The sequence below is a fragment of the Alteromonas sp. CH_MED4-4 genome (assembly GCF_037029575.1).
Classification (GTDB): Bacteria; Pseudomonadota; Gammaproteobacteria; order Enterobacterales; family Alteromonadaceae; genus Alteromonas; species Alteromonas macleodii.
The window spans coordinates 65,170-85,573 of sequence record NZ_JAYMEU010000003.1; the positions used below are offsets into that span (position 1 = coordinate 65,170).

Sequence of the window (20,404 nt, forward strand, 5' to 3'; positions counted from 1 at the left end):
TTGATCGGTTACCCACAGATCTTGATGATCCTAATAAAAGTAAAAATAAACAGATCTAAAAGAGATCTTAAGATCTTATAATTCGATCACACCTTTTCAAAAACAGGTTTTGAGGAAAATTTAATCATTTTCTTTATCCAATAAGTCAGATAAAATACGCGCCCTTTTTTCAGCAGTCTCTGCGTGAGAAAAATTAGTTTTTAATCGGCTTATCGTAAGTTAATAGTGAGGTTTAACCATGTTTTATGCTGAAGCATTTGATGTCATCGTTGTAGGTGGTGGACATGCAGGTACAGAAGCGGCACTTGCAGCTGCTCGCATGGGTGCAAATACGCTGTTGCTCACTCACAATATTGAGACGATAGGCCAGATGTCGTGTAACCCTGCAATTGGTGGGATCGGTAAAGGTCATCTTGTAAAAGAGATCGATGCGTTAGGCGGTGCAATGGCACTGGCTATCGACAAAGGCGGTATTCAGTTTAGAACATTGAATTCTTCTAAAGGCCCAGCTGTTCGTGCAACGCGTGCGCAAGCTGACCGTACGCTTTACAAAAACGCCATTCGCGACATTGTTGAAAATCAAGAAAACCTAACCCTGTTCCAACAGAGCGTTGACGATCTGATTGTTGAAAACGATCAGGTATGCGGTGTTGTTACGCAAATGGGCTTGAAGTTTAAAGCCAAGTCAGTGGTACTGACAGTGGGTACTTTCCTTGGCGGAACCATTCACATTGGCCTTGAAAACTATCGCGGCGGTCGTGCCGGCGATCCACCGTCTATCGCACTTGCAGATAGACTACGTGCCCTTCCGTTTCGTGTTGACCGTTTAAAAACTGGGACACCAGCAAGACTTGATGCTCGCTCGTTAGATTTTTCTGTAATGCAGCCTCAACCTGGTGACAATCCTACGCCGGTATTTTCGTTCATGGGTGATAGAACTATGCACCCTACACAGATCCCGTGCTATATCACCCACACTAACGAAAAAACCCACGATATCATTCGCGGGGGATTAGATCGCTCACCCATGTTTACAGGGGTTATCGAAGGTATCGGACCGCGCTATTGCCCAAGTATCGAAGATAAGATCACCCGTTTTGCAGATAAGACATCGCATCAAATTTTTGTTGAGCCAGAAGGTTTAAACAGCATTGAAGTTTATCCAAATGGTATTTCAACCAGTTTGCCATTTGACGTACAGATGAACCTTGTCCGCTCGATCAAAGGTTTTGAAAATGCGCACATTGTTCGTCCGGGTTATGCAATTGAATACGATTTCTTTGATCCACGCGATCTGAAACAAACACTGGAAACGAAGTTTATTCGAGGTTTGTTCTTTGCTGGCCAAATTAACGGTACTACTGGCTATGAAGAAGCGGGTGCGCAAGGGTTAGTAGCAGGCGCAAACGCAGCGCTACAAGTTCAAGAAAAAGACCCGATGATTTTACGCCGCGACCAAGCATACATGGGCGTACTTATCGACGACTTGGCTACCATGGGTACGAAAGAGCCGTACCGCATGTTCACTAGCCGTGCTGAATACAGACTACTGCTTCGTGAAGACAATGCCGATAGCCGTTTAACCGCGATGGGCCGAGAGATTGGTCTTGTTGATGATGCGCGCTGGGCGAAATTTAACGACAAGATGGAAGCGGTAGAAAGTGAGCTACAGCGTTTACGCGGTCAGTGGATCCACCCTGATCACGCGGCAACGCCGGAACTTAATACCATGCTGAAAAATCCGGTGAGTCGTGAACATTCTCTTGAAGAGCTAATCCGTCGACCTGAAATGACTTACGGTCAGTTAATGGAAATTGAAAGTGTTGGCCCAGGTCTTGAAGATCCGATTGCTGCAGAGCAAGTGGAAATTCAAATTAAGTACGCCGGCTACATTGCCCGTCAAATGGATGAAATCGCGAAAACGCAGCGACACGAAAACACCCTGTTGCCGGTTGATATGGACTTCAGCAAGATTTCCGGCTTGTCGAACGAGGTTGTAGCCAAGTTAACCGAAGCCAGACCGGAAACTATCGGTAAAGCATCGCGTATTTCGGGCATTACCCCGGCGGCCATCTCTTTACTGCTGGTTTACCTTAAAAAACACGGCATGTTGCGCAAGCAAGAGAAAATCAGTGCGTAAAACACGCGCTTAACTCAACACATTACTCGCAGCGCTTAGTTTTTCCTATTTATTCGCGTATTATGATAATCATAATTGCCTAAACTATGCGAAAACTAGAAAAACTCGGCGCTTTTCACACTGTCCCATTGCACCAATTTACATTCGTTGTGCGGCTTTGATTAATTTATGTGCCTTCTTCAAGTGCACTTGTATCGAGCATGAAGAGCTGCATTAAGAAACGGCTGTAAATGAGCGGCAAATAACGATTCGCCACGGGGGTTTATGGTATGGACTGTGTAGAGCAAAAAACATTAACGCGAACAGACAGATTTTTCGATGACGATACAGCAAGAATTGCACACCATTTTGGTGTCTGGACTCGATGCCCTTTCACTAGATTTAAGTGATAAGCAACAGCAGCAGTTAGTTGACTATGTGCTGCTTATGGACAAATGGAATAAGGCGTACAACCTGACTTCTGTGCGCGATCCTAAGCAAATGATGGTAAAACACATTCTAGATTCGCTGGCGATTGTGCCCTTTCTTGATGGTAACAATATCATTGATGTTGGAACGGGCCCTGGCCTTCCAGGTATGCCGTTGGCAATCGCATTTCCAGATAAATCATTCACATTGCTTGACTCATTGGGCAAGCGTGTACGGTTTATGACCCAATGTGTGCACACGCTTGGATTAACTAACGTAACTCCTGTGCAAAGCCGCGTTGAAGAGCACAATGGCGATACGCCTTACGATATTGTGCTAAGCCGAGCTTTCGCTTCGCTAAAAGATATGTTGCACTGGTGTCAGCATCTGGTAGATTCAGAAGGTCAATTTTTGGCGCTTAAAGGTCAGTTTCCACAAGATGAGATAGACGAAGTGAGTGATCACTTCCATGTGAGCAAAACGGAAAACCTCACTGTGCCAAATTTGGTAGGCGAACGACATCTGGTTTGGCTAAAAAAGAAATAGCCGAAAAATAGAAATAGACGAGAACAGGATCTAACGTGGCTAAGGTAATCGCGATCGCGAATCAAAAAGGTGGTGTTGGAAAGACAACCACTGCAGTTAACGTGGCAGCGTCAATGGCAGCAACCAAACGTAAGGTGTTGCTCATTGATCTCGATCCACAAGGTAATGCGACCATGGGAAGCGGCGTTGATAAATACGACGTTGAATCTACGGCATTTGAATTGTTGATTGAAGATAAACCCATCAACGATGTTATCGTTAAAGCGACAAGCGGCAAGTATGACCTCATCGCAGCGAACGGTGACGTAACCGCAGCAGAAATTAAGCTGATGGAAATGTTTGCCCGTGAAGTAAGGCTTCGCAACGCGCTGAAGCCCGTTATGGATTACTACGATTTTGTCTTTATCGACTGCCCGCCTTCACTCAACCAGTTAACTGTAAACGCCTTGGCGGCTGCCGATTCGGTAATGGTGCCTATGCAGTGCGAATATTACGCACTAGAAGGCCTTACTGCCCTTATGGATACCATTCAAAAATTGGCATCCGTAGTGAATCCAGAATTGAAGATTGAAGGCGTATTGCGTACTATGTACGACCCGCGCAATCGCCTTGCTAACGACGTTTCAGAACAGTTGAAGCGCCATTTTGGTGAACAGGTTTATCGTACGGTTATTCCGCGCAATGTTCGTCTAGCTGAAGCACCAAGCTTCGGTACGCCAGCGATGTACTATGATAAGTCATCGACAGGCGCTAAAGCCTACTTGGCACTGGCGGGTGAAATACTGCGTCGTAGGGACAAAACAACGCCTGCACAGGCAAAAGCAAGTTAAACGACAATAAGCTGAACACTATCAGCACATGCCATAGAGGACACTATGTCAGCACGTAAAAGAGGCCTTGGCCGCGGTTTAGATGCGCTACTCGCAACCAGCCAATCATCTGCTCAAAAAGAACAAGATGCCGCCGAGGTAAATTCAACCAACGGTGAGTTGAGTAAACTCCCTATTGAATACTTAGTGCCGGGCAAGTATCAGCCTCGTAAAGACATGTCTCCTGAGGCATTAGAAGAATTGGCATCGTCCATTCGTGCGCAAGGTATTATTCAGCCTATCGTAGTGAGAAAAGTCGACGAGCACCGCTATGAAATCATTGCCGGTGAACGTCGCTGGCGAGCTTCACAACTGGCACAGCTAGACGAAGTACCTTGTTTGGTTAAGAACGTGCCTGATGAAGCGGCAGTGGCCATTGCGCTTATCGAAAATATTCAGCGTGAAGATTTAAATGCCATGGAAGAGGCGCAAGCCCTCGACCGTTTAATGAATGAGTTCGCGCTTACCCATCAAGAAGTTGCTGAAGCGGTGGGCAAATCACGCACCACAGTGACAAATTTACTTCGTCTGAATAATTTGAACGACGACGTGAAACTGTTAGTCGAGCATGGCGATATTGAAATGGGTCATGCTAGAGCGCTGTTAGCGCTAGAAGGTGATACCCAGTCGGAAACTGCGCAAGTAGTATCGGGCAAAGGTCTTACCGTGCGCGATACAGAAAAGCTTGTTAAAAAGCTTTTGGAGCCAGCTAAACCTAAGCCTGAGAAGAAAGTTGATCCCGACGTGCAAAACCTTATGACACGACTTTCAGAAAATTTAGGCACACCTGTGAGCATTGACCACAATGCGAAAGGTAAAGGTAAGCTGACGATTAGCTTTAGCGATCTTGAACAATTAGATGGAATTATCTCTAAAATTCAATAGTTTAAAATAAAATTAGTAGAGAAGCGCCCTTTGCCAACCCGCAATTGATACGCTGTTCGGTGCTAACACCGGACACTCTCCTTTCCGGTTATAGCAATAGAAAATTTTCAGAATAACTTTCAAAAAGCGTTGTACTGTTGAAAATTGTCGGTAAAACAGTATACTTCTGACGCTTTTTGTAAGACGTGAACAAGCTGCGAGTAAAAGTGACGAACAAGTTAGCAAAACGCGGGTTAGACCTCGCCAAGAAAGGGCTACTTTTTCAGGCTATTACAGCCCTAGTCGTTACCGCTTTCGCAGGCGCCGCAGGAGGAAGTCATTCCGCCATGTCGGCAGCGGCAGGTGCCTTAATAAGTATACTGCCTTCAATAGTGTTTGCTGGCTTTGCATTTCGCTATGCAGGCGCCAGTAAAAACGACCTTGTTGCACGAAGTTTTAGCCAAGGCTCAAAAATGAAGCTGGCACTGACAATCATTTTATTTGTAATTGCGTTTAAAGGCTTAAATGCTACGCCGCTTGAGATTTTTGCAGCGTTCGTGATTACAACCGCTAGCCATGCGCTAGCCATGTTTCACTACGGTACGAAAGAATAAAGACAACGCATGGCGTTGCGATAACGAAAACAACGTAATCGACCGATTGAGACAAAAGAACCAGTCACCAAATTTTTACACTTTACAACTTGGGTTAAACAATGGCATCTGAATACACTACCTCAGAATACATCAAGCACCACTTGACCAATGCCACCATGTGCTCAACTGACAACGGAATAGCTTTTAATAAAGCGTGTTCTGATGCTGGTTTTTGGGCATGGCATGTTGATACACTGGCATGGTCTATCGGTCTTGGTCTTCTTTTCCTAATCATCTTTAGAAGCGTTGCTTCAAAAGCGACAACCGGCGTGCCTGGCAAAATGCAGGCATTCGTTGAGCTAATCGTTGAGTTTGTCGATGATAACGTGAAGAGCACTTTCCACGGTAAGAGCGCACTTATTGCGCCATTAGCACTGACTATCTTTGTATGGGTATTGCTAATGAACCTTATGGACCTTATCCCTGTTGACGTGCTGCCTACTATCGCAGGCCTAATTGGTTCTTCAGCGTTTGGTATGGATCCACACGACGTATACATGAAGGCAGTTCCAACCACTGACCTTAACCTTACGTTTGCACTAGCGGCGGGTGTATTCATCCTAATTCTTTACTATTCAATCAAGATGAAAGGCATTGGTGGCTTTACTAAAGAGCTTACTATGCAGCCTTTCGGTCACCCGCTTTTCATTCCGGTGAACTTTATTCTTGAAACCGTTACTTTGCTTGCGCGTCCGCTTTCACTAGCGCTGCGTTTGTTCGGTAACTTGTATGCCAGTGAGCTAATCTTCATTTTGATTGCTACAATTGGTTATTTCCAGCTTCCACTGCACTTCATGTGGGCTGTGTTCCATATTCTGGTACTTCCGCTTCAGGCGTTTATTTTCATGATGCTAACCATCGTGTACTTAAGCCTAGCGGCAGAAGACCACTAAGAATTAACGGGTACCGGGAATAGGTTTGCCGGTACCGTTTTTAACCGAGTTTTATTTTAAACATTAACCTTAACTAAACTTTAAATCGGAGATTTAAACATGCTTGCAATCGCAGTTGCTATCCTAATTGGTATGGGTGCTCTTGGTACCGCTATCGGCTTCGGTCTTCTAGGTGGTAAATTCCTAGAGTCTGCTGCTCGTCAACCAGAACTTGCACCACAACTACAAGTTAAAATGTTCATCGTAGCGGGTCTTATCGACGCCATCGCGATGATCGGTGTTGGTATCGCACTATTCCTATTGTTCGCTCCACCTCAGTACCTACTTTAATTCATACTCTAGCGAACTTTTATGAGGAGAGGCGATAGTGAATATTAACGCCACTTTTATTGGTCAATTAATCGCTTTCGCTGTGTTCGTGGTGTTCTGCATGAAATATGTATGGCCTCCACTAATGGCAGCGATTGAAGAACGTCAGAAGAAAATTGCCGATGGGCTTGAAGCTTCTGAACGTGCAGAGAAAGACCTAGAGCTAGCTCAAGCGAAAGCAACAGAGCAGCTTAAAGATGCGAAAGCGCAAGCAGCTGAAATTATCGAGCAGGCCAAAAAGCGCGCCAACCAATTGGTTGACGAAGAAACGCAAAAAGGCCATGCGGAACGCGAAAAGATTATCGCTTCTGGTTATGCCGAGATTGAAGCTGAACGCAATCGTGCCAAAGAAGATTTGCGCAAGCAGGTTTCTGCACTTGCAGTAGCTGGCGCACAGCAAATCTTACAACGTGAAATCGATGCAAACGCACAAAACGACATTGTTGAAAAACTTGTCGCTGAGCTTTAATAGGGAGATGAGCCATGTCTGAATTGACAACCGTTGCTCGTCCTTATGCTAAAGCTGCTTTCGATTTTGCTGTCGAGAAAGATGCCGTTGCAAAATGGCAAGAAATGCTCGCCTTTGCAGGCGCTGTAGCAGCGAACGATGACATGCACCAGCTTTTGTCTGGTGCGGTTGCCGCTGACACGCTTGCCGACATTTTTAACAATGTTTGTGGTGAGCAACTCGACGAACACGGCCAAAACCTGGTTAAGGTTTTGGCTGAGAATAAACGTTTAGCCGCGTTGCCTGAAATTTCTACTTTGTTTGATGCGTTTAAAGCAGATTACGACAAAGAAATAGAAGTGGACGTAACCTCAGCATCTACGCTGACTGATGCACAACAAAACGAGTTGGTTGCATCTTTGGAAAAACGTTTGGCACGTAAAGTGAAGCTTAATTGTAACGTGGACCCTGCCCTGATCGCTGGAATGGTAATTAATGCCGGCGATACAGTTATTGATGGTTCCGTAAAGTCGAAATTGAACCGTCTAGCAGACGCGTTGCAAGCATAACGGGGATAAGAGCATGCAACTTAATTCCACTGAAATTGCTGAACTGATCAAGAAAAGAATTGAACAGTTCAATGTAAGCAGTGAAGCACGTAATGAAGGTACTATCGTCGCAGTAACAGACGGTATTATCCGCATTCACGGCCTTGCAGATGTAATGCAAGGTGAAATGATCGAGCTTCCTGGAAGCCGTTACGCAATTGCACTAAACCTTGAGCGAGACTCTGTAGGTGCAGTTGTTATGGGTCCTTATGCGGACCTTAAAGAAGGCGATAAAGTACAATCTACTGGTCGTATTCTTGAAGTACCAGTAGGTAATGCACTACTAGGTCGTGTTGTTAACACACTAGGTGAGCCTATCGATGGTAAAGGCGCAATCGACGCAGCTGGTTTCGAGCCAGTTGAAAAAATTGCACCTGGCGTAATCGAGCGTCAATCGGTAGACCAGCCAGTACAGACTGGTTATAAGTCAGTTGATGCCATGATCCCAGTAGGTCGTGGTCAGCGTGAGCTTATCATCGGTGACCGTCAGTGTGGTAAAACAGCAATGGCTGTTGACGCTATCATCAACCAAAAAGGTACAGGCATTAAATGTGTGTACGTAGCGGTTGGTCAGAAAGCATCTACTATCGCTAACGTAGTACGTAAACTAGAAGAGCACGGTGCACTTGACCACACTATCGTGGTTGCAGCATCTGCATCTGAGTCTGCTGCGCTTCAATACCTAGCGCCTTACTCTGGTTGTACTATGGGTGAATTCTTCCGTGACCGCGGTGAAGACGCGCTAATCGTATATGATGATTTGTCTAAGCAAGCTGTTGCTTACCGTCAAATCTCACTACTACTTAAGCGTCCACCAGGCCGTGAAGCTTACCCAGGTGACGTATTCTACCTTCACTCACGTCTACTAGAACGTGCTGCACGTGTAAACGAACAATACGTTGAGCGTTACACAAACGGCGAAGTGAAAGGTAAGACAGGTTCATTGACTGCGCTTCCAATTATCGAAACGCAAGCTGGTGACGTATCTGCATTCGTACCAACTAACGTAATCTCAATTACCGACGGTCAGATCTTCCTAGAAACTGACTTGTTTAACGCAGGTATCCGTCCAGCGGTTAACGCTGGTATCTCGGTATCTCGTGTTGGTGGTGCTGCACAGACTAAAATCATCAAGAAGTTGGGTGGCGGTATCCGTCTAGCCCTAGCTCAGTATCGTGAACTTGCGGCGTTCTCGCAGTTTGCTTCTGACCTTGATGACGCAACTCGTGAGCAACTTGAGCACGGTGAGCGCGTAACTGAGCTAATGAAGCAGAAGCAGTACGCACCACTTTCAATTGCTGATATGGGTGTATCTCTGTTCGCGGTAGAAAAAGGTTTCCTTAAGGGTATCGAGCTTAACAAAATCCTAGATTTTGAAGCCGCTCTTCACTCTTACATGAACAGCGAACACGCTGACCTTATGAAGACTATCAACGAATCAGGTAACTACAACGACGAGATTGCCTCTAAGTTGAACGACGCTTTAACAAACTTTAAAGCGACACAAACTTGGTAATCAATGGTGCTGGTGTTTAACCACCAGCGCAATTCGTTGAGTAATCGGAGAGATAGTCATGGCCAGCGGTAAAGAAATAAAAGGTAAGATTGGGAGTATCAAAAATACTCAGAAGATTACCAGTGCGATGGAAATGGTTGCTGCGTCTAAAATGAAAAAGGCGCAGGAACGCATGGCTTCTGGCCGTCCATATGCACAAAATATGCTTAAAGTGATTGGTCACATTGCAAACGGTAACCTTGAATATCGCCATCCTTATTTGGAAGAGCGTGAAGTCAAGCGCGTCGGTTACATTGTGATTTCCACTGACCGAGGCTTATGTGGTGGCTTGAACACCAATGAATTTAAGCTCGTCACTCAAGACGTCAAAAAATGGCGTGAACAGGGTGTAGAAGTGGATTTCGCTGCATTAGGTTCTAAGGCGTGCAGTTTCTTCAACCGCTTTGGTGGCAAGTTGCTTGCTGCTGAATCTGGTTTAGGTGACAAGCCGTCTGTGAGCGATGTAGTGGGTGTTGTACGCGTTATGCTTAAAGCGTACGACGAAGGACAAATTGACCGAGTATTCTTGGTATTCAATGACTTCGTTAACACCATGACACAGAAACCTGTGATCAATCAGTTATTGCCTTTGCCAAAGTCAGAAGACGAAGAATATCAACATCGTTGGGACTACATCTACGAGCCAGATCCAAAAGAGATTTTGGAAGCACTAATGGTTCGTTACATTGAGTCTCAGGTGTATCAGGGTGTTGTAGAAAACGCGGCGTCAGAACAAGCTGCGCGAATGGTTGCCATGAAGGCAGCAACCGACAACGCCGGTAACCTCATTGATGAGTTACAACTGGTATATAACAAAGCGCGTCAGGCTGCAATCACACAAGAAATCAGTGAGATTGTGAGCGGTGCCGCAGCGGTGTAGGCAAAGGTTTAAAAGAGATAACGAGGACAAATTATGAGTCAAGGTAAGGTCGTCCAAATCATTGGCGCCGTTGTGGATATTGAATTTCCACAAGATGCGGTACCAAGAGTTTATGACGCACTACAAGTTACCGAAGGTGACTTGTCAGGTCTAACCCTGGAAGTGCAACAGCAATTAGGTGGTGGTGTTGTTCGTGGCATCGCACTAGGTACTACTGATGGACTAAAACGTGGTCTTGCAGTAGAAAATACCGGTAACCCAATCATGGTTCCAGTTGGTACGAAGACACTTGGTCGTATCATGGACGTATTGGGTAACCCAATCGACGAAGCAGGTCCAATTGGTGAAGAAGAGCGTATGTCTATTCACCGTGAAGCGCCTAGCTACGAAGATCAGTCTAGCTCGGTAGAACTACTAGAAACTGGTATCAAAGTAATCGACTTGGTTTGTCCATTCGCTAAGGGTGGTAAAGTTGGTCTATTCGGTGGTGCGGGTGTAGGTAAAACCGTAAACATGATGGAGCTTATCCGTAACATCGCAATCGAGCACAGCGGTTTCTCAGTATTCGCTGGTGTTGGTGAGCGTACACGTGAGGGTAACGACTTCTATCACGAAATGAACGAATCAAACGTACTTGATAAAGTATCGCTTGTATACGGTCAGATGAACGAGCCACCGGGTAACCGTCTACGTGTTGCACTTACCGGTCTAACAATGGCTGAGAAGTTCCGTGACGAAGGCCGTGACGTTCTATTCTTCGTAGATAACATCTATCGTTATACCCTAGCAGGTACTGAGGTATCAGCACTTCTAGGTCGTATGCCATCTGCGGTAGGTTACCAGCCTACTCTTGCAGAAGAGATGGGTGTACTTCAGGAACGTATTACGTCAACGAAGACAGGTTCAATCACTTCAATCCAAGCGGTATACGTACCTGCGGATGACTTGACTGATCCATCTCCAGCGACAACCTTTGCTCACTTGGATGCAACGGTAGTACTTTCTCGTGATATCGCGTCTCTAGGTATCTACCCTGCGGTAGACCCACTAGATTCAACGTCTCGTCAGCTAGACCCGCTAGTAATTGGTCAAGAGCACTATGACGTAGCACGTGGCGTACAGACTGTTCTTCAGCGCTATAAAGAGCTGAAAGACATCATCGCGATCCTAGGTATGGACGAACTATCTGAAGAAGACAAGCAAGTGGTATCACGTGCTCGTAAAATTCAGCGTTTCCTATCTCAGCCGTTCTTCGTAGCAGAAGTATTTACTGGTGCACCTGGTAAATATGTATCGCTAAAAGACACAATCAGTGGCTTTAAAGGCATTCTAGACGGTGAATACGATCACCTTCCAGAGCAGGCCTTCTACATGGTTGGTTCTATCGAAGAAGCGCTAGAGAAAGCCAAGAAAGCATAATGACAGGGCTAGCAGTTGCTAGCCTAGCATCATGCTAACGTACCTAATCAGGAGGTTCACATGGCAATGACAGTACATTTGGACGTAGTAAGCGCGGAGAAAGCGATTTTCTCAGGTCGCGTTGAAGCGATTCAGGTGACAGGTAGCGAAGGTGAGCTGGGTATTCACCCAGGGCACGCGCCACTTATCTCTGCTATTAAACCTGGTATGGTGCGTTTGGTTAAACAGCACGGTGAAGAAGAAGTAATCTATGTTGCAGGTGGTGTACTAGAAGTACAACCTGGCAATGTTACCGTACTGGCTGATACCGCGGTTCGAGCTGAAGATCTTGACGAGCAGGCAGCAGAAGAAGCCAAACGACGTGCAGAAGAGCACATCGCCAACCCAGGCGCTGACTTTAACTACGCTGAAGCAGCTCACGAGCTTGCAGAAGCTATTGCTCAACTTCGTCTTATTCAGAAGTTACGCAAGTAAAAAGCACAGCTTTGAAAAAACCCGCCAAATGGCGGGTTTTTTATTGCCGAACGAAAAGTGGTCGTTCACATTCTCTTACGTTTATTTTTATTGCTATCGCACTACACAAAGCTTATCGTTAGAGCGTTTTAACCGATTTAAATTAAAACGTAATCGGCGCTAATTCTAGTGCCACCTTTGCCTGTAACGAATTATAGAAATGAAGCTTAACCCGTATTCCAACATGCACAAAGGTGCCTCTATTGGATTTTTTCCTCTGCTAACAACACTGATTTTACTTTCAGTGCATTATTTTACGGGTGCGTTAGATTGGCCTGAAGTGGGAAATGTACGTGCACAGCGCGACTTCAACTCTGCTATTGGTATGTCGCTTATTACAGGATACTTTTGGTTTGCGCTTCGTTTAATGCATCAAAACGTGGCTAGCACCCTTATTTCTTTGCTTGTAAAAACCAATCAGCTTAGTCAGTTTTCGGCGCATAGGCGAGAACTCGCCATTGAATTTAGACACCATATTTTCAATGCAATCATCATTTCTATTATGATCACGATTGTTTACTGCATATTCGAAGGATTGATCACGGTAAAACAAGAAATACACGTTTTATTCTTAACGGCCACAGCCGTCCCCTTTTGGTTCTTGGCCATTTTATTTTTGTTTCAGATCTCCTCCAACATTAAGTACCTAACTTCTAAAGTTTTGCCCCAAGCCGGTGGAAATATTGACCGACTTAAGTCCATCATGACGATTTTAAAATTAGGAACAACTAACAGCATATTTGCGATGGGAGCACTGGCCATTTTTCCTATCTTTTGGTTGAAAAAAGACATTCCTTCCATTGATGTACTAGTAGTGACGTTCTTCACGGGGATAGTGAGCGTTTATCTATTTTGGCCGGTAATAAAGCTTAAAAGTATGCTTGAGAAAGAGCAGAAAGCTGCTGTTCTGCACCTTGAGGAAAACATAGAAGACGGTATTAAACGATGTGCAAAGCACGAAGAATTCTCTACAGCTGCGTCAATTGAGCAACTAGAAAGCGAAAAAGAACGAGTCTTAAAAATGGGGGCGAGGGTTTTTGCCCCAAGAGATAAGGCTAGAGTGGCTGCGTGTATTGCGTTAATACCGATTTCTTGGGTTCTATTGTTCATTGTTGAATGGTTAATTCAACTCCCTCGCTATCATTAGTCTATTCGGGTCTGTTGTTCTTTGCCTTATCTTTTCGCAGCGGTCTATGTGGTATCTAGACAAGGCTCGCTTAATCCCTTCTCGCACCCTAACAGCTATTAATAATTGTCGTATTCACATTGCGTTGGTATGGTAAATCTTCTTAGGTCATAGAGATATCATTGTGCGAATATACGGCGACACGCGTTCAGGAAACTGTTACAAGCTCCAACTGCTTCTTTCTTTGTTAGGTAAAACCTGCGAATGGATTGATGTGGACATTATGAAAGGAGAAACACGCGCTCCTTCTTTCCTAGAAAAGACCCCTAATGGGAAAATTCCGTTGCTTGAACTAGACGACGGCAGGGTGTTGTCAGAATCCAATGCCATCATGCACTACCTGGCATCTAACACTCCTTTAATCCCCTCTTCTCCCTATAGTTTTTCGCAACTTTTACAGTGGCAGTTTTTCGAACAATACAGTCACGAGCCTTATATCGCCGTTGCTCGTTACATCAATGTTTATTTAGGGCTACCCGAGGACAGGAAAGCGGAGTACGAATCTAAACAAGCGGGTGGATATCGCGCACTAGCTGTCATGGAGCATCAACTTAAAATTACGCCGTTTTTGCTAGGTGACACGTTAACTCTTGCGGATATTTCATTGTTTGCGTATACCCACGTTGCCCACGAGGGCGGGTTTGACCTTTCCGCCTATCCTGCCATTCGAAATTGGATAAGTTTAGTCAAAGATCAAAAGGGCTTCGTTCCCATGAACGCGTAATGTGCGCTAAACGAAGTTCTACGCTAGAAATGCCTTCTATGTGACATAGGGCCTTGCCACTTATCTTGTAAGGCTCTCTGTGCTCTGTAAAGCCCAGAAACGTCGATTTGATCTAAGCACTGTAGCGCATAAGCTGTTGCTTCTAGCGTGGAAAGTGCATTGCTTAATGTCGTATGACGAATAGCATAGTTAGAAGTGGGTGCAGAAATGAAGTGAAACGCTGGTAACTTTGTTAACCATGGGTTCTGTTTAACTAGACCAAATGCTTGTTTCCAACTTCCATCTATTAGAATTAGCGTTGTGATCTCAGAACGTGCAACGGCATCGACATTTTCTATCGGTGTACTGCATTCACTTGGGTAAACAAGCACTGAATGTCGACGTGAGCAGTGTTCGGATAGGGATTGCATAGCGACGACATCATTAGCAAGTATGATTCGCGTCGAAGGAATACACAATGAAACTAAGCGCGCCGTATTCTTGGCGTGAAGTGCTTCTTTTTCGTGTTGAATTATCACAATCTCTAACGATGTATCTACTGTGTTAATGTGAGAGCAAATACAGGTTTTTTGAGGATATCCACAGTGTTCACAATAAAGGCGCATAACTGAATTTCTTTATTCTCTTTTGAACGTTTATCGCACTTATTAACTAAGTAACTTAATAGATAGGATAATATACAACATGCCGAATGAAGCAGTACAATCTAGAGTAGAGAAAACGCTTTCTTTAGTGCCTGAGGGACAGGTAATAAGTTACGCCTTGCTCGCTGACCTGTGTGGATTACCCGGCAGAGCTAGAATGATGGGAAAGTGTTTAAGAGAGATAAATGCTGACTGCCACTGGCATCGCGTACTACGTGCTGACGGTAAAATTGCTTTTCCTGCTGGCTCTGATAAAGCGGATGAGCAGCGAGAGCGATTAGCAGAGGAAGGTGTGGTCGTTAAAAACTACCGAGTGAATATGACGAAGTTTGGTTGGAAGCCAGATTTACACACTATACTAGTAGAGTTAGAGTACTGAGCTTTCACTTTTTATATGAAAGCAGTTAGCAAATATATGGCGATTAATATAGTGCAGTGCATATAAGATGATAAAAAAGATTACTATTGATCAGTTAGTGCCAGGCATGTTTGTTCATCAAATTTTAGAGCAAAAAGGTGCGTTGAGGGTTACGAGCCAAGGCCGCGTTACGTCTGATGACGTGGTTAAAACACTTAGAAAGCGAGGTGTGAAAACCCTCGCCATTGATACAGATAAGGCGTTTAACGTTGAGCAACCTAGCTCATCGGCCACTGTGGAAAAGCACCAAAACTCGCCTTCTGATCAGCCGGTAAAATCAAAAAAAGTATCACTAGAAAATGAGCTGGTAAGAGCCGCAAAGCTTCACGAGCAAGGAAAGGCAATTCAAAAGTTGTTACTTGCCAATGTACAAAAAGAGACGCCTTTTGATGCGAGTATTCCCAAAGCATTTTCAAACAAGTTGGTAGAGTCGGTAGATAGAAACCCCGATGCGTTGCTTTGTCTGACTAAAATTCGAGAAAAAGACGACTATTTACTAGAGCATTCTCTGAACGTTGCTATTTTACTCGCCAATTTTGGCAAGTATTTAGGGATGTCTGAAGAAGAGGTGCAAGACCTTTCCTATGCTGGCTTTCTACACGACTTGGGCAAAATCAAAATTCCAGATGAAATTCTTCATAAGCCAGGCCGCCTTACGGACAGCGAAATGGAGATCATGAAAGGTCATGTAAAGCACGGGGTCGACTATTTAAAAAGTACGGAAATTGCGCAGCCACTGATTCAAGCGATTAGTGAGCATCATGAGCGATTGGACGGGTTAGGCTACCCTGCTGGGACCAAAGGTGAGGATATTAGTCAAGCAGGCCGAATGCTTGCCATTGCCGATATGTACGATGCACTCACCGCGGACCGGGTGTATAAGGCCGGTATGTCTAGCCAAAAGGCATTCTCTATTTTGATGAGTGATGCGCCAACGCGTCTTGACCAGTCGCTCGTTCAACAGTTTATAAAGTGTCTGGGCGTATACCCCGTAGGGAGCCTAGTTCTATTATCAAATGATAAATTAGCGATGGTGCTTGAACATAGAGACTCCCCACTTACGCCACTCGTAAAGGTTTTTTATTCGGTTCGCAGTAACCACTATCTAACGCCGAAAGATGTTGACCTATCATCGGATAAAACAGTCAGTATCAACAAAGCCGTCATAGCGTCTGACTATAAGATTGATGTGAACGCATTTTTTGAGCGCTCAGTTTCAATAGGCTACAACGTTACTTTTTAGCAACACAGTGTAGTATTTACACTGTGTACCAACGCATTTTTTCTTCTTTATTCCAACGTTCATTTAGCTAACGTTCAGGTTTGATGTCCTACACTCCTCTAAACAAGAAGTGCTGTAGTGCCTTTGAGTGCTGATCTTAAGGAAAAGTTAAGCAGGAAACGAACTCGTGGCGCTCAGATACTCGTTGTTGCTTACATACAGAATATTTGCCAGTGGAACGCTAATTGCTATCACTGTAGTTGTTTAATGCAAAACTAACACTGAGCTTATTGAGAGTGGCAATGGATAAATGCAACTCATCAATATTAAGCTTTTAATTGAAATAAGAGGAAGTTATGAAAAAGACTCTTGCTGTAAGTTTGATTGCTGCGTCACTAACGGTAGCAGGTTGCGCAACTGATCCGAATAATACGCAAAAAGGTGCCGCTATTGGTGCGGTAGTAGGCGCATTGCTGGGTAAAGCGACAGGTGATAACGACAAAAGTCGTTATGCGTGGGGCGCTGCGGTAGGTGCAATCGCAGGTGGTGCGATAGGTAACTACATGGACAAACAGGAAGAAGAGCTTCGAAATGAGCTTTCTGATACTGGCGTTCAAGTTGTGCGAGAAGGCGATAATCTGCGATTGATCATGCCGGGCGACATTACCTTTGCTACTGACAGTTCTAGCATCAGCCCTAACTTCAATCCGGTTCTTCAAGACGTTGCCAAAGTTGTAAACAACTACGAAAAAACTGTTCTTATGATCAAAGGCCATACGGATGACACTGGCTCTGAGCAGTACAACCAGTCTTTATCTGAGCGTCGTGCAGGAGCGGTTAAGAATTTACTAATTAACTATTCTGTTAACCCGACGCGTATCACGACGGTAGGTATGGGCGAATACGCACCTAAAGTACCTAACAATAGTGCAGCAAACCGCTCGATGAACCGTCGAGTAGAGATGGAAATTCAACCACTCACACAGTCTAATACCTAAAGGTAGTTAAGACCTAAAGAGAAACAAAGGCCCCGTTACGTCGGGGCTTTTTTTATTGCATGGTTTTAATTTGATTAGCAACGCTATCTGCAAGCGCGTTGGGGATAGGGATCGTTAAATGGTATTGGGTTACTTTCCACTTCGCTCCCTCTTTTATTAAGACACCCGTGCCTCGTGTTTCTCCCAGGCTTTCATTATCGAGCAGTTCATCGAACCAGGCTACATCGTGATTAGGGGAAAAATAGATATGCCTGTCTCGCGGGTGGTATGTCCATCCTTTGCCCTTGTCAAAGTGAGGTTTGGCATACGCCTTAAACGCTTCTTTGGTCCATACCTCAGATGCGTCGGTGCCAATAAAGATCGCGCTGTCGTGATACAAACCAAAATACTGCTCAAAGTCTGCAATAGACGCATTGTGATGTAGAGCATTAAGTGTCTGATTCACTGCGTCGCGGTCGTTGTTCGCAACGGACGTCGTCGCAACAGCAAGCATGAGCAGACCTAACAATAGATATTTCATAGTGACTCCGTTTTTCTTCTAGTATTTCTTATTATGCTGTTGAACGCATCATTAGTATATTCGAAGCAAATAATTGCCACTGTTTACTGCAATGTTATAGCATTGGGTTAATCGTTTAACTATCGATGCTGTGAGTGGCTAAAACTACCGCTAAATTCTGAACGAAGTTGTGTTGATAGCAAATATTTCCTCCTTGATGTAATGGCTAAAATGTCTTCTAGTATTCAACGAAACCGTATTCGAAGCATCGATATGATGCGTGGCTTGGTCATGCTCATTATGCTTATCGATCACGTGCGAGAGCGCTTTTTTCTGCATTTGCAGGTATCTAATCCTATGGATATCGATACTACGTCACCTTCTCTATTTTTCACACGGTTAGCCGCCCATTACTGCGCACCCACATTCGTGTTTTTAACGGGGCTGTCTGCATGGCTCTATGCCAATCCAATGGACTCAGCGAATAAGGCTAAGCCGACACGCAATGTCAGAGAGTTCTTAATTAAGCGTGGATTGTTTATTTTGTTCTTAGAGGTCACATTTATTACGTTTAGCTGGGGGGCGAGTTTCCAAACGCTTTATCTTCAGGTGATGTGGGCCATAGGTATCAGCATGATTGCTCTGGCTGTATTGAGTTATCTTCCAAGAACTCTGTTGCTCATTTTAGGCCTCTTAATTGTCTTTGGACATAATGCACTAACGCCAATTAGCTATGTTCCACATGAAACAGGCTATACGCTTTGGACAATGCTGCACGATAGAGGATATATACTTCAGTCAGCCGCCCTAAACATTAAAGTGAGTTATCCCGTGCTTCCTTGGATAGGGGTAATACTGCTCGGTTATGCATGTGGGCCTCTTTACAGTCAACAGCTTGATAAAGCGCGACGCGGTCGGTGGTTGCTTGGTTTATTTGCAGTGTCGCTCAGCCTATTTTTCCTACTTCGCGGTTTAAATATTTATGGTGAGACCTTGCCTTGGGAGCTACAACAAAGTGCCATCACTACGTTGATGTCATTACTTAATTTGACTAAGTACCCCCCGTCTTTAGCATTTTTGCTCTTTACACTGGCCGGCATGTTTCTATTGTTGTTTGCTTTCGAGCGCGTTAAGGATACGCAGTTTGCGTTTCTTGACACCTTTGGCTCGGTCCCGATGTTTTTCTACATCCTGCATTTGTACGTATTGCTGGTGATGTACGGTATTGCATTCTTTATTTGGGGGGCGAATAAAGGAAAATACGTGGGCGTAGACCATATTTGGCAAATATGGTTAATAGCTGCTGGCCTTAGTTTAGTGCTTTATTTCCCTGTTAAATGGTTTAGCGCCTATAAATCAAAGCACCACGCCCCTTGGCTCAAATACTTGTAAGACAGGCCTTCGCGTCTATTGTGGGTCGTATCATCATTAAGGTGGGTAGCAAAGTGCGCTATTGGAAGCGAAAGACACTTAATTGAAAGTTTTAATTGAGAGTTTAGATGAAAGTCGGTTTTCGACTTACCAGCTTGGCTTCATCCTTCATGTTTTACCGTAGACTCCCGAACAACCAAGGAAGGTTCGAAGTACAGCTGAACGTTATTAGCCTGACCATATACTTTATTAAGTATGTACTTGGCTGACATTTCAGCCATTTCCGCAATTGGGTTACTCACCGTGGTAAGACGAGGAAAAACATGGTGGGCAAATACCACGTCATCGAAACCAACCACAGACAAGTCGTGGGGAAGGCTCATGCCTAAATCTCTCGCGCAGCTTATCGCACCCGATGCCATCCAATCGTTGGCGCACACTAAAGCCGTGAAAGGCATATCGCGCGCCATGAGCTCTAACAAGCCAATCTTCCCGTCTTCTTCAGAATAGTCGCCGTTAAATATCAACTGTGGGTTTATGGGCAACCCTGCTTCCGACAAGGCGCGTTTATGTCCTTCCAAGCGCAAGCTCGCGTCACACTTGTCAGTCGGTCCAGAAATATATGCAATGTCTTTATGGCCTAGCTCGAGTAAGTGGCGGGTAGCCAGATATCCACCCTTTTCATTATCGAGGCTAGTGCATGCCTCAGGTAGCCCTTCTACCTGTCTGTTAACCAAAGCAACGGGAAGTTTCGACTGGTTTAACTCCAATAAATACTCATCGGATAATGCTTCTGCATGCATGATGAGTGCATCGCAGTTACGGCTAATAAGAAACTCTACCGCATCTTTCTCTGTTTCTAGGCAATTTCGTCCTACCGAAATAATGACATGTTTATCTGCGGCGCGCAGCGTTGACTCTACTGCCTGCATCAGATCGCCAAAAAACGGGGCGTTGAGTTCAGGTACGAGTACCCCGACGCTGTCAGTGCGGTTATTTGCCAATGAACGAGCGACAGAATTTGGGCGGTAATTTAGCTCTTTAACCGCTTTCTCTACGCGTTCTTTCAGTACTTTGTTTACTGAAGCCTTACCATTTAATACGCGGGATACCGTAGATAAAGAAACACCTGCACGCTCGGCAACTTGATAAATGGTGGGCACGTGATAAGACC

At 44.8% G+C, this 20,404-nt stretch carries 22 protein-coding genes; 19 read left to right on the forward strand and 3 right to left on the reverse strand.

Annotation, left to right across the window (positions count from 1 at the left end):
• Positions 1-238 precede the first annotated feature (238 nt).
• The 15 genes from mnmG (at position 239) to WA381_RS03220 (ending at position 14,078) form a co-directional block, all read left to right on the forward strand.
• Complete coding sequence (mnmG, locus tag WA381_RS03150; protein WP_039228881.1) at positions 239-2,140, forward strand: tRNA uridine-5-carboxymethylaminomethyl(34) synthesis enzyme MnmG; 1,902 nt, start codon at positions 239-241, stop codon at positions 2,138-2,140.
• Between the two features lie 318 nt (positions 2,141-2,458).
• Complete coding sequence (gene rsmG / locus WA381_RS03155) at positions 2,459-3,094, forward strand: 16S rRNA (guanine(527)-N(7))-methyltransferase RsmG (protein ID WP_014951456.1); 636 nt, start codon at positions 2,459-2,461, stop codon at positions 3,092-3,094.
• Between the two features lie 35 nt (positions 3,095-3,129).
• The gene (locus tag WA381_RS03160; RefSeq protein ID WP_156087305.1) at positions 3,130-3,924 is read left to right on the forward strand and encodes a ParA family protein; all 795 of its coding nucleotides are present in this window, start codon (positions 3,130-3,132) and stop codon (positions 3,922-3,924) included.
• A gap of 45 nt (positions 3,925-3,969) precedes the next feature.
• Positions 3,970-4,848, forward strand: coding sequence for a ParB/RepB/Spo0J family partition protein (locus WA381_RS03165; protein ID WP_014951454.1), 879 nt, complete (start codon positions 3,970-3,972; stop codon positions 4,846-4,848).
• A 206-nt stretch (positions 4,849-5,054) separates the two neighbouring features.
• A complete protein-coding gene (locus WA381_RS03170) occupies positions 5,055-5,441 on the forward strand; it encodes an ATP synthase subunit I (protein WP_156087304.1) in 387 nt (128 codons plus the stop codon).
• A 101-nt stretch (positions 5,442-5,542) separates the two neighbouring features.
• Entirely contained in the window at positions 5,543-6,376 is an 834-nt protein-coding gene (gene atpB / locus WA381_RS03175) for a F0F1 ATP synthase subunit A (RefSeq protein ID WP_075177145.1), read from the forward strand.
• A 99-nt stretch (positions 6,377-6,475) separates the two neighbouring features.
• Positions 6,476-6,706, forward strand: coding sequence for a F0F1 ATP synthase subunit C (atpE, locus tag WA381_RS03180; protein ID WP_075177146.1), 231 nt, complete (start codon positions 6,476-6,478; stop codon positions 6,704-6,706).
• 37 nt (positions 6,707-6,743) lie between these two features.
• Positions 6,744-7,214 carry a F0F1 ATP synthase subunit B gene (gene atpF, locus WA381_RS03185; protein WP_075177147.1) on the forward strand — a complete coding sequence of 157 codons (471 nt, stop codon included), beginning with the start codon at positions 6,744-6,746 and terminating at the stop codon, positions 7,212-7,214.
• A gap of 14 nt (positions 7,215-7,228) precedes the next feature.
• Positions 7,229-7,762, forward strand: coding sequence for a F0F1 ATP synthase subunit delta (atpH, locus tag WA381_RS03190; RefSeq protein ID WP_014951451.1), 534 nt, complete (start codon positions 7,229-7,231; stop codon positions 7,760-7,762).
• Positions 7,763-7,775: 13 nt separating this feature from the next.
• A complete protein-coding gene (gene atpA / locus WA381_RS03195) occupies positions 7,776-9,317 on the forward strand; it encodes a F0F1 ATP synthase subunit alpha (protein ID WP_014951450.1) in 1,542 nt (513 codons plus the stop codon).
• Positions 9,318-9,375: 58 nt separating this feature from the next.
• Entirely contained in the window at positions 9,376-10,236 is an 861-nt protein-coding gene (gene atpG, locus WA381_RS03200; protein ID WP_012520217.1) for a F0F1 ATP synthase subunit gamma, read from the forward strand.
• Between the two features lie 33 nt (positions 10,237-10,269).
• On the forward strand, positions 10,270-11,655 hold the full coding sequence (gene atpD / locus WA381_RS03205) for a F0F1 ATP synthase subunit beta (protein ID WP_039221268.1): 1,386 nt from the start codon (positions 10,270-10,272) through the stop codon (positions 11,653-11,655).
• Between the two features lie 60 nt (positions 11,656-11,715).
• Positions 11,716-12,129, forward strand: coding sequence for a F0F1 ATP synthase subunit epsilon (locus tag WA381_RS03210; RefSeq protein ID WP_014951448.1), 414 nt, complete (start codon positions 11,716-11,718; stop codon positions 12,127-12,129).
• Between the two features lie 199 nt (positions 12,130-12,328).
• Positions 12,329-13,315, forward strand: a complete 987-nt coding sequence (locus WA381_RS03215; RefSeq protein WP_039228875.1) for a hypothetical protein — start codon at positions 12,329-12,331, stop codon at positions 13,313-13,315.
• A 163-nt stretch (positions 13,316-13,478) separates the two neighbouring features.
• Complete coding sequence (locus tag WA381_RS03220; RefSeq protein ID WP_014951446.1) at positions 13,479-14,078, forward strand: glutathione S-transferase family protein; 600 nt, start codon at positions 13,479-13,481, stop codon at positions 14,076-14,078.
• A gap of 23 nt (positions 14,079-14,101) precedes the next feature.
• Here WA381_RS03220 and WA381_RS03225 read toward each other — a convergent pair whose 3' ends face one another.
• Entirely contained in the window at positions 14,102-14,683 is a 582-nt protein-coding gene (locus tag WA381_RS03225) for a tRNA-uridine aminocarboxypropyltransferase (RefSeq protein WP_014951445.1), read from the reverse strand.
• A 79-nt stretch (positions 14,684-14,762) separates the two neighbouring features.
• Between WA381_RS03225 and WA381_RS03230 the strand changes: the two genes are divergently transcribed.
• From WA381_RS03230 to WA381_RS03240, 3 genes are all read left to right on the forward strand, one after another.
• Positions 14,763-15,101 (forward strand): MGMT family protein, encoded by a 339-nt coding sequence (locus WA381_RS03230; protein WP_014951444.1) that lies wholly within the window; start codon positions 14,763-14,765, stop codon positions 15,099-15,101.
• Between the two features lie 67 nt (positions 15,102-15,168).
• On the forward strand, positions 15,169-16,383 hold the full coding sequence (locus WA381_RS03235) for an HD-GYP domain-containing protein (protein ID WP_156087303.1): 1,215 nt from the start codon (positions 15,169-15,171) through the stop codon (positions 16,381-16,383).
• A gap of 335 nt (positions 16,384-16,718) precedes the next feature.
• On the forward strand, positions 16,719-17,360 hold the full coding sequence (locus WA381_RS03240) for an OmpA family protein (RefSeq protein WP_014951442.1): 642 nt from the start codon (positions 16,719-16,721) through the stop codon (positions 17,358-17,360).
• A gap of 52 nt (positions 17,361-17,412) precedes the next feature.
• Here the strand turns inward: WA381_RS03240 and WA381_RS03245 are convergent, their stop codons facing one another.
• Positions 17,413-17,880: a nuclear transport factor 2 family protein gene (locus WA381_RS03245; RefSeq protein ID WP_156087302.1), complete on the reverse strand. Its 468-nt coding sequence runs from the start codon at positions 17,878-17,880 to the stop codon at positions 17,413-17,415.
• A gap of 201 nt (positions 17,881-18,081) precedes the next feature.
• Here WA381_RS03245 and WA381_RS03250 point away from each other — a divergent pair, with 201 nt between their 5' ends.
• Entirely contained in the window at positions 18,082-19,251 is a 1,170-nt protein-coding gene (locus WA381_RS03250) for a DUF1624 domain-containing protein (RefSeq protein WP_156087301.1), read from the forward strand.
• Positions 19,252-19,391: 140 nt separating this feature from the next.
• Here the strand turns inward: WA381_RS03250 and WA381_RS03255 are convergent, their stop codons facing one another.
• The gene (locus tag WA381_RS03255) at positions 19,392-20,393 is read right to left on the reverse strand and encodes a LacI family DNA-binding transcriptional regulator (protein ID WP_131137219.1); all 1,002 of its coding nucleotides are present in this window, start codon (positions 20,391-20,393) and stop codon (positions 19,392-19,394) included.
• Between the last annotated feature and the right edge of the window lie 11 nt (positions 20,394-20,404).

What these genes read in the sequence shown, in the direction of transcription:
- mnmG (WP_039228881.1), top strand. Translation starts at nt 239, where the DNA reads ATGTTTTATGCTGAAGCATTTGATGTCATCGTTGTAGGTGGTGGACAT.
- rsmG (WP_014951456.1), top strand. Translation starts at nt 2,459, where the DNA reads ATGACGATACAGCAAGAATTGCACACCATTTTGGTGTCTGGACTCGAT.
- WA381_RS03165 (WP_014951454.1), top strand. Translation starts at nt 3,970, where the DNA reads ATGTCAGCACGTAAAAGAGGCCTTGGCCGCGGTTTAGATGCGCTACTC.
- atpB (WP_075177145.1), top strand. Translation starts at nt 5,543, where the DNA reads ATGGCATCTGAATACACTACCTCAGAATACATCAAGCACCACTTGACC.
- atpE (WP_075177146.1), top strand. Translation starts at nt 6,476, where the DNA reads ATGCTTGCAATCGCAGTTGCTATCCTAATTGGTATGGGTGCTCTTGGT.
- atpH (WP_014951451.1), top strand. Translation starts at nt 7,229, where the DNA reads ATGTCTGAATTGACAACCGTTGCTCGTCCTTATGCTAAAGCTGCTTTC.
- atpA (WP_014951450.1), top strand. Translation starts at nt 7,776, where the DNA reads ATGCAACTTAATTCCACTGAAATTGCTGAACTGATCAAGAAAAGAATT.
- atpG (WP_012520217.1), top strand. Translation starts at nt 9,376, where the DNA reads ATGGCCAGCGGTAAAGAAATAAAAGGTAAGATTGGGAGTATCAAAAAT.
- atpD (WP_039221268.1), top strand. Translation starts at nt 10,270, where the DNA reads ATGAGTCAAGGTAAGGTCGTCCAAATCATTGGCGCCGTTGTGGATATT.
- WA381_RS03210 (WP_014951448.1), top strand. Translation starts at nt 11,716, where the DNA reads ATGGCAATGACAGTACATTTGGACGTAGTAAGCGCGGAGAAAGCGATT.
- WA381_RS03215 (WP_039228875.1), top strand. Translation starts at nt 12,329, where the DNA reads ATGAAGCTTAACCCGTATTCCAACATGCACAAAGGTGCCTCTATTGGA.
- WA381_RS03225 (WP_014951445.1), bottom strand. Translation starts at nt 14,683, where the DNA reads ATGCGCCTTTATTGTGAACACTGTGGATATCCTCAAAAAACCTGTATT.
- WA381_RS03230 (WP_014951444.1), top strand. Translation starts at nt 14,763, where the DNA reads ATGCCGAATGAAGCAGTACAATCTAGAGTAGAGAAAACGCTTTCTTTA.
- WA381_RS03235 (WP_156087303.1), top strand. Translation starts at nt 15,169, where the DNA reads ATGATAAAAAAGATTACTATTGATCAGTTAGTGCCAGGCATGTTTGTT.
- WA381_RS03240 (WP_014951442.1), top strand. Translation starts at nt 16,719, where the DNA reads ATGAAAAAGACTCTTGCTGTAAGTTTGATTGCTGCGTCACTAACGGTA.
- WA381_RS03245 (WP_156087302.1), bottom strand. Translation starts at nt 17,880, where the DNA reads ATGAAATATCTATTGTTAGGTCTGCTCATGCTTGCTGTTGCGACGACG.
- WA381_RS03250 (WP_156087301.1), top strand. Translation starts at nt 18,082, where the DNA reads ATGGCTAAAATGTCTTCTAGTATTCAACGAAACCGTATTCGAAGCATC.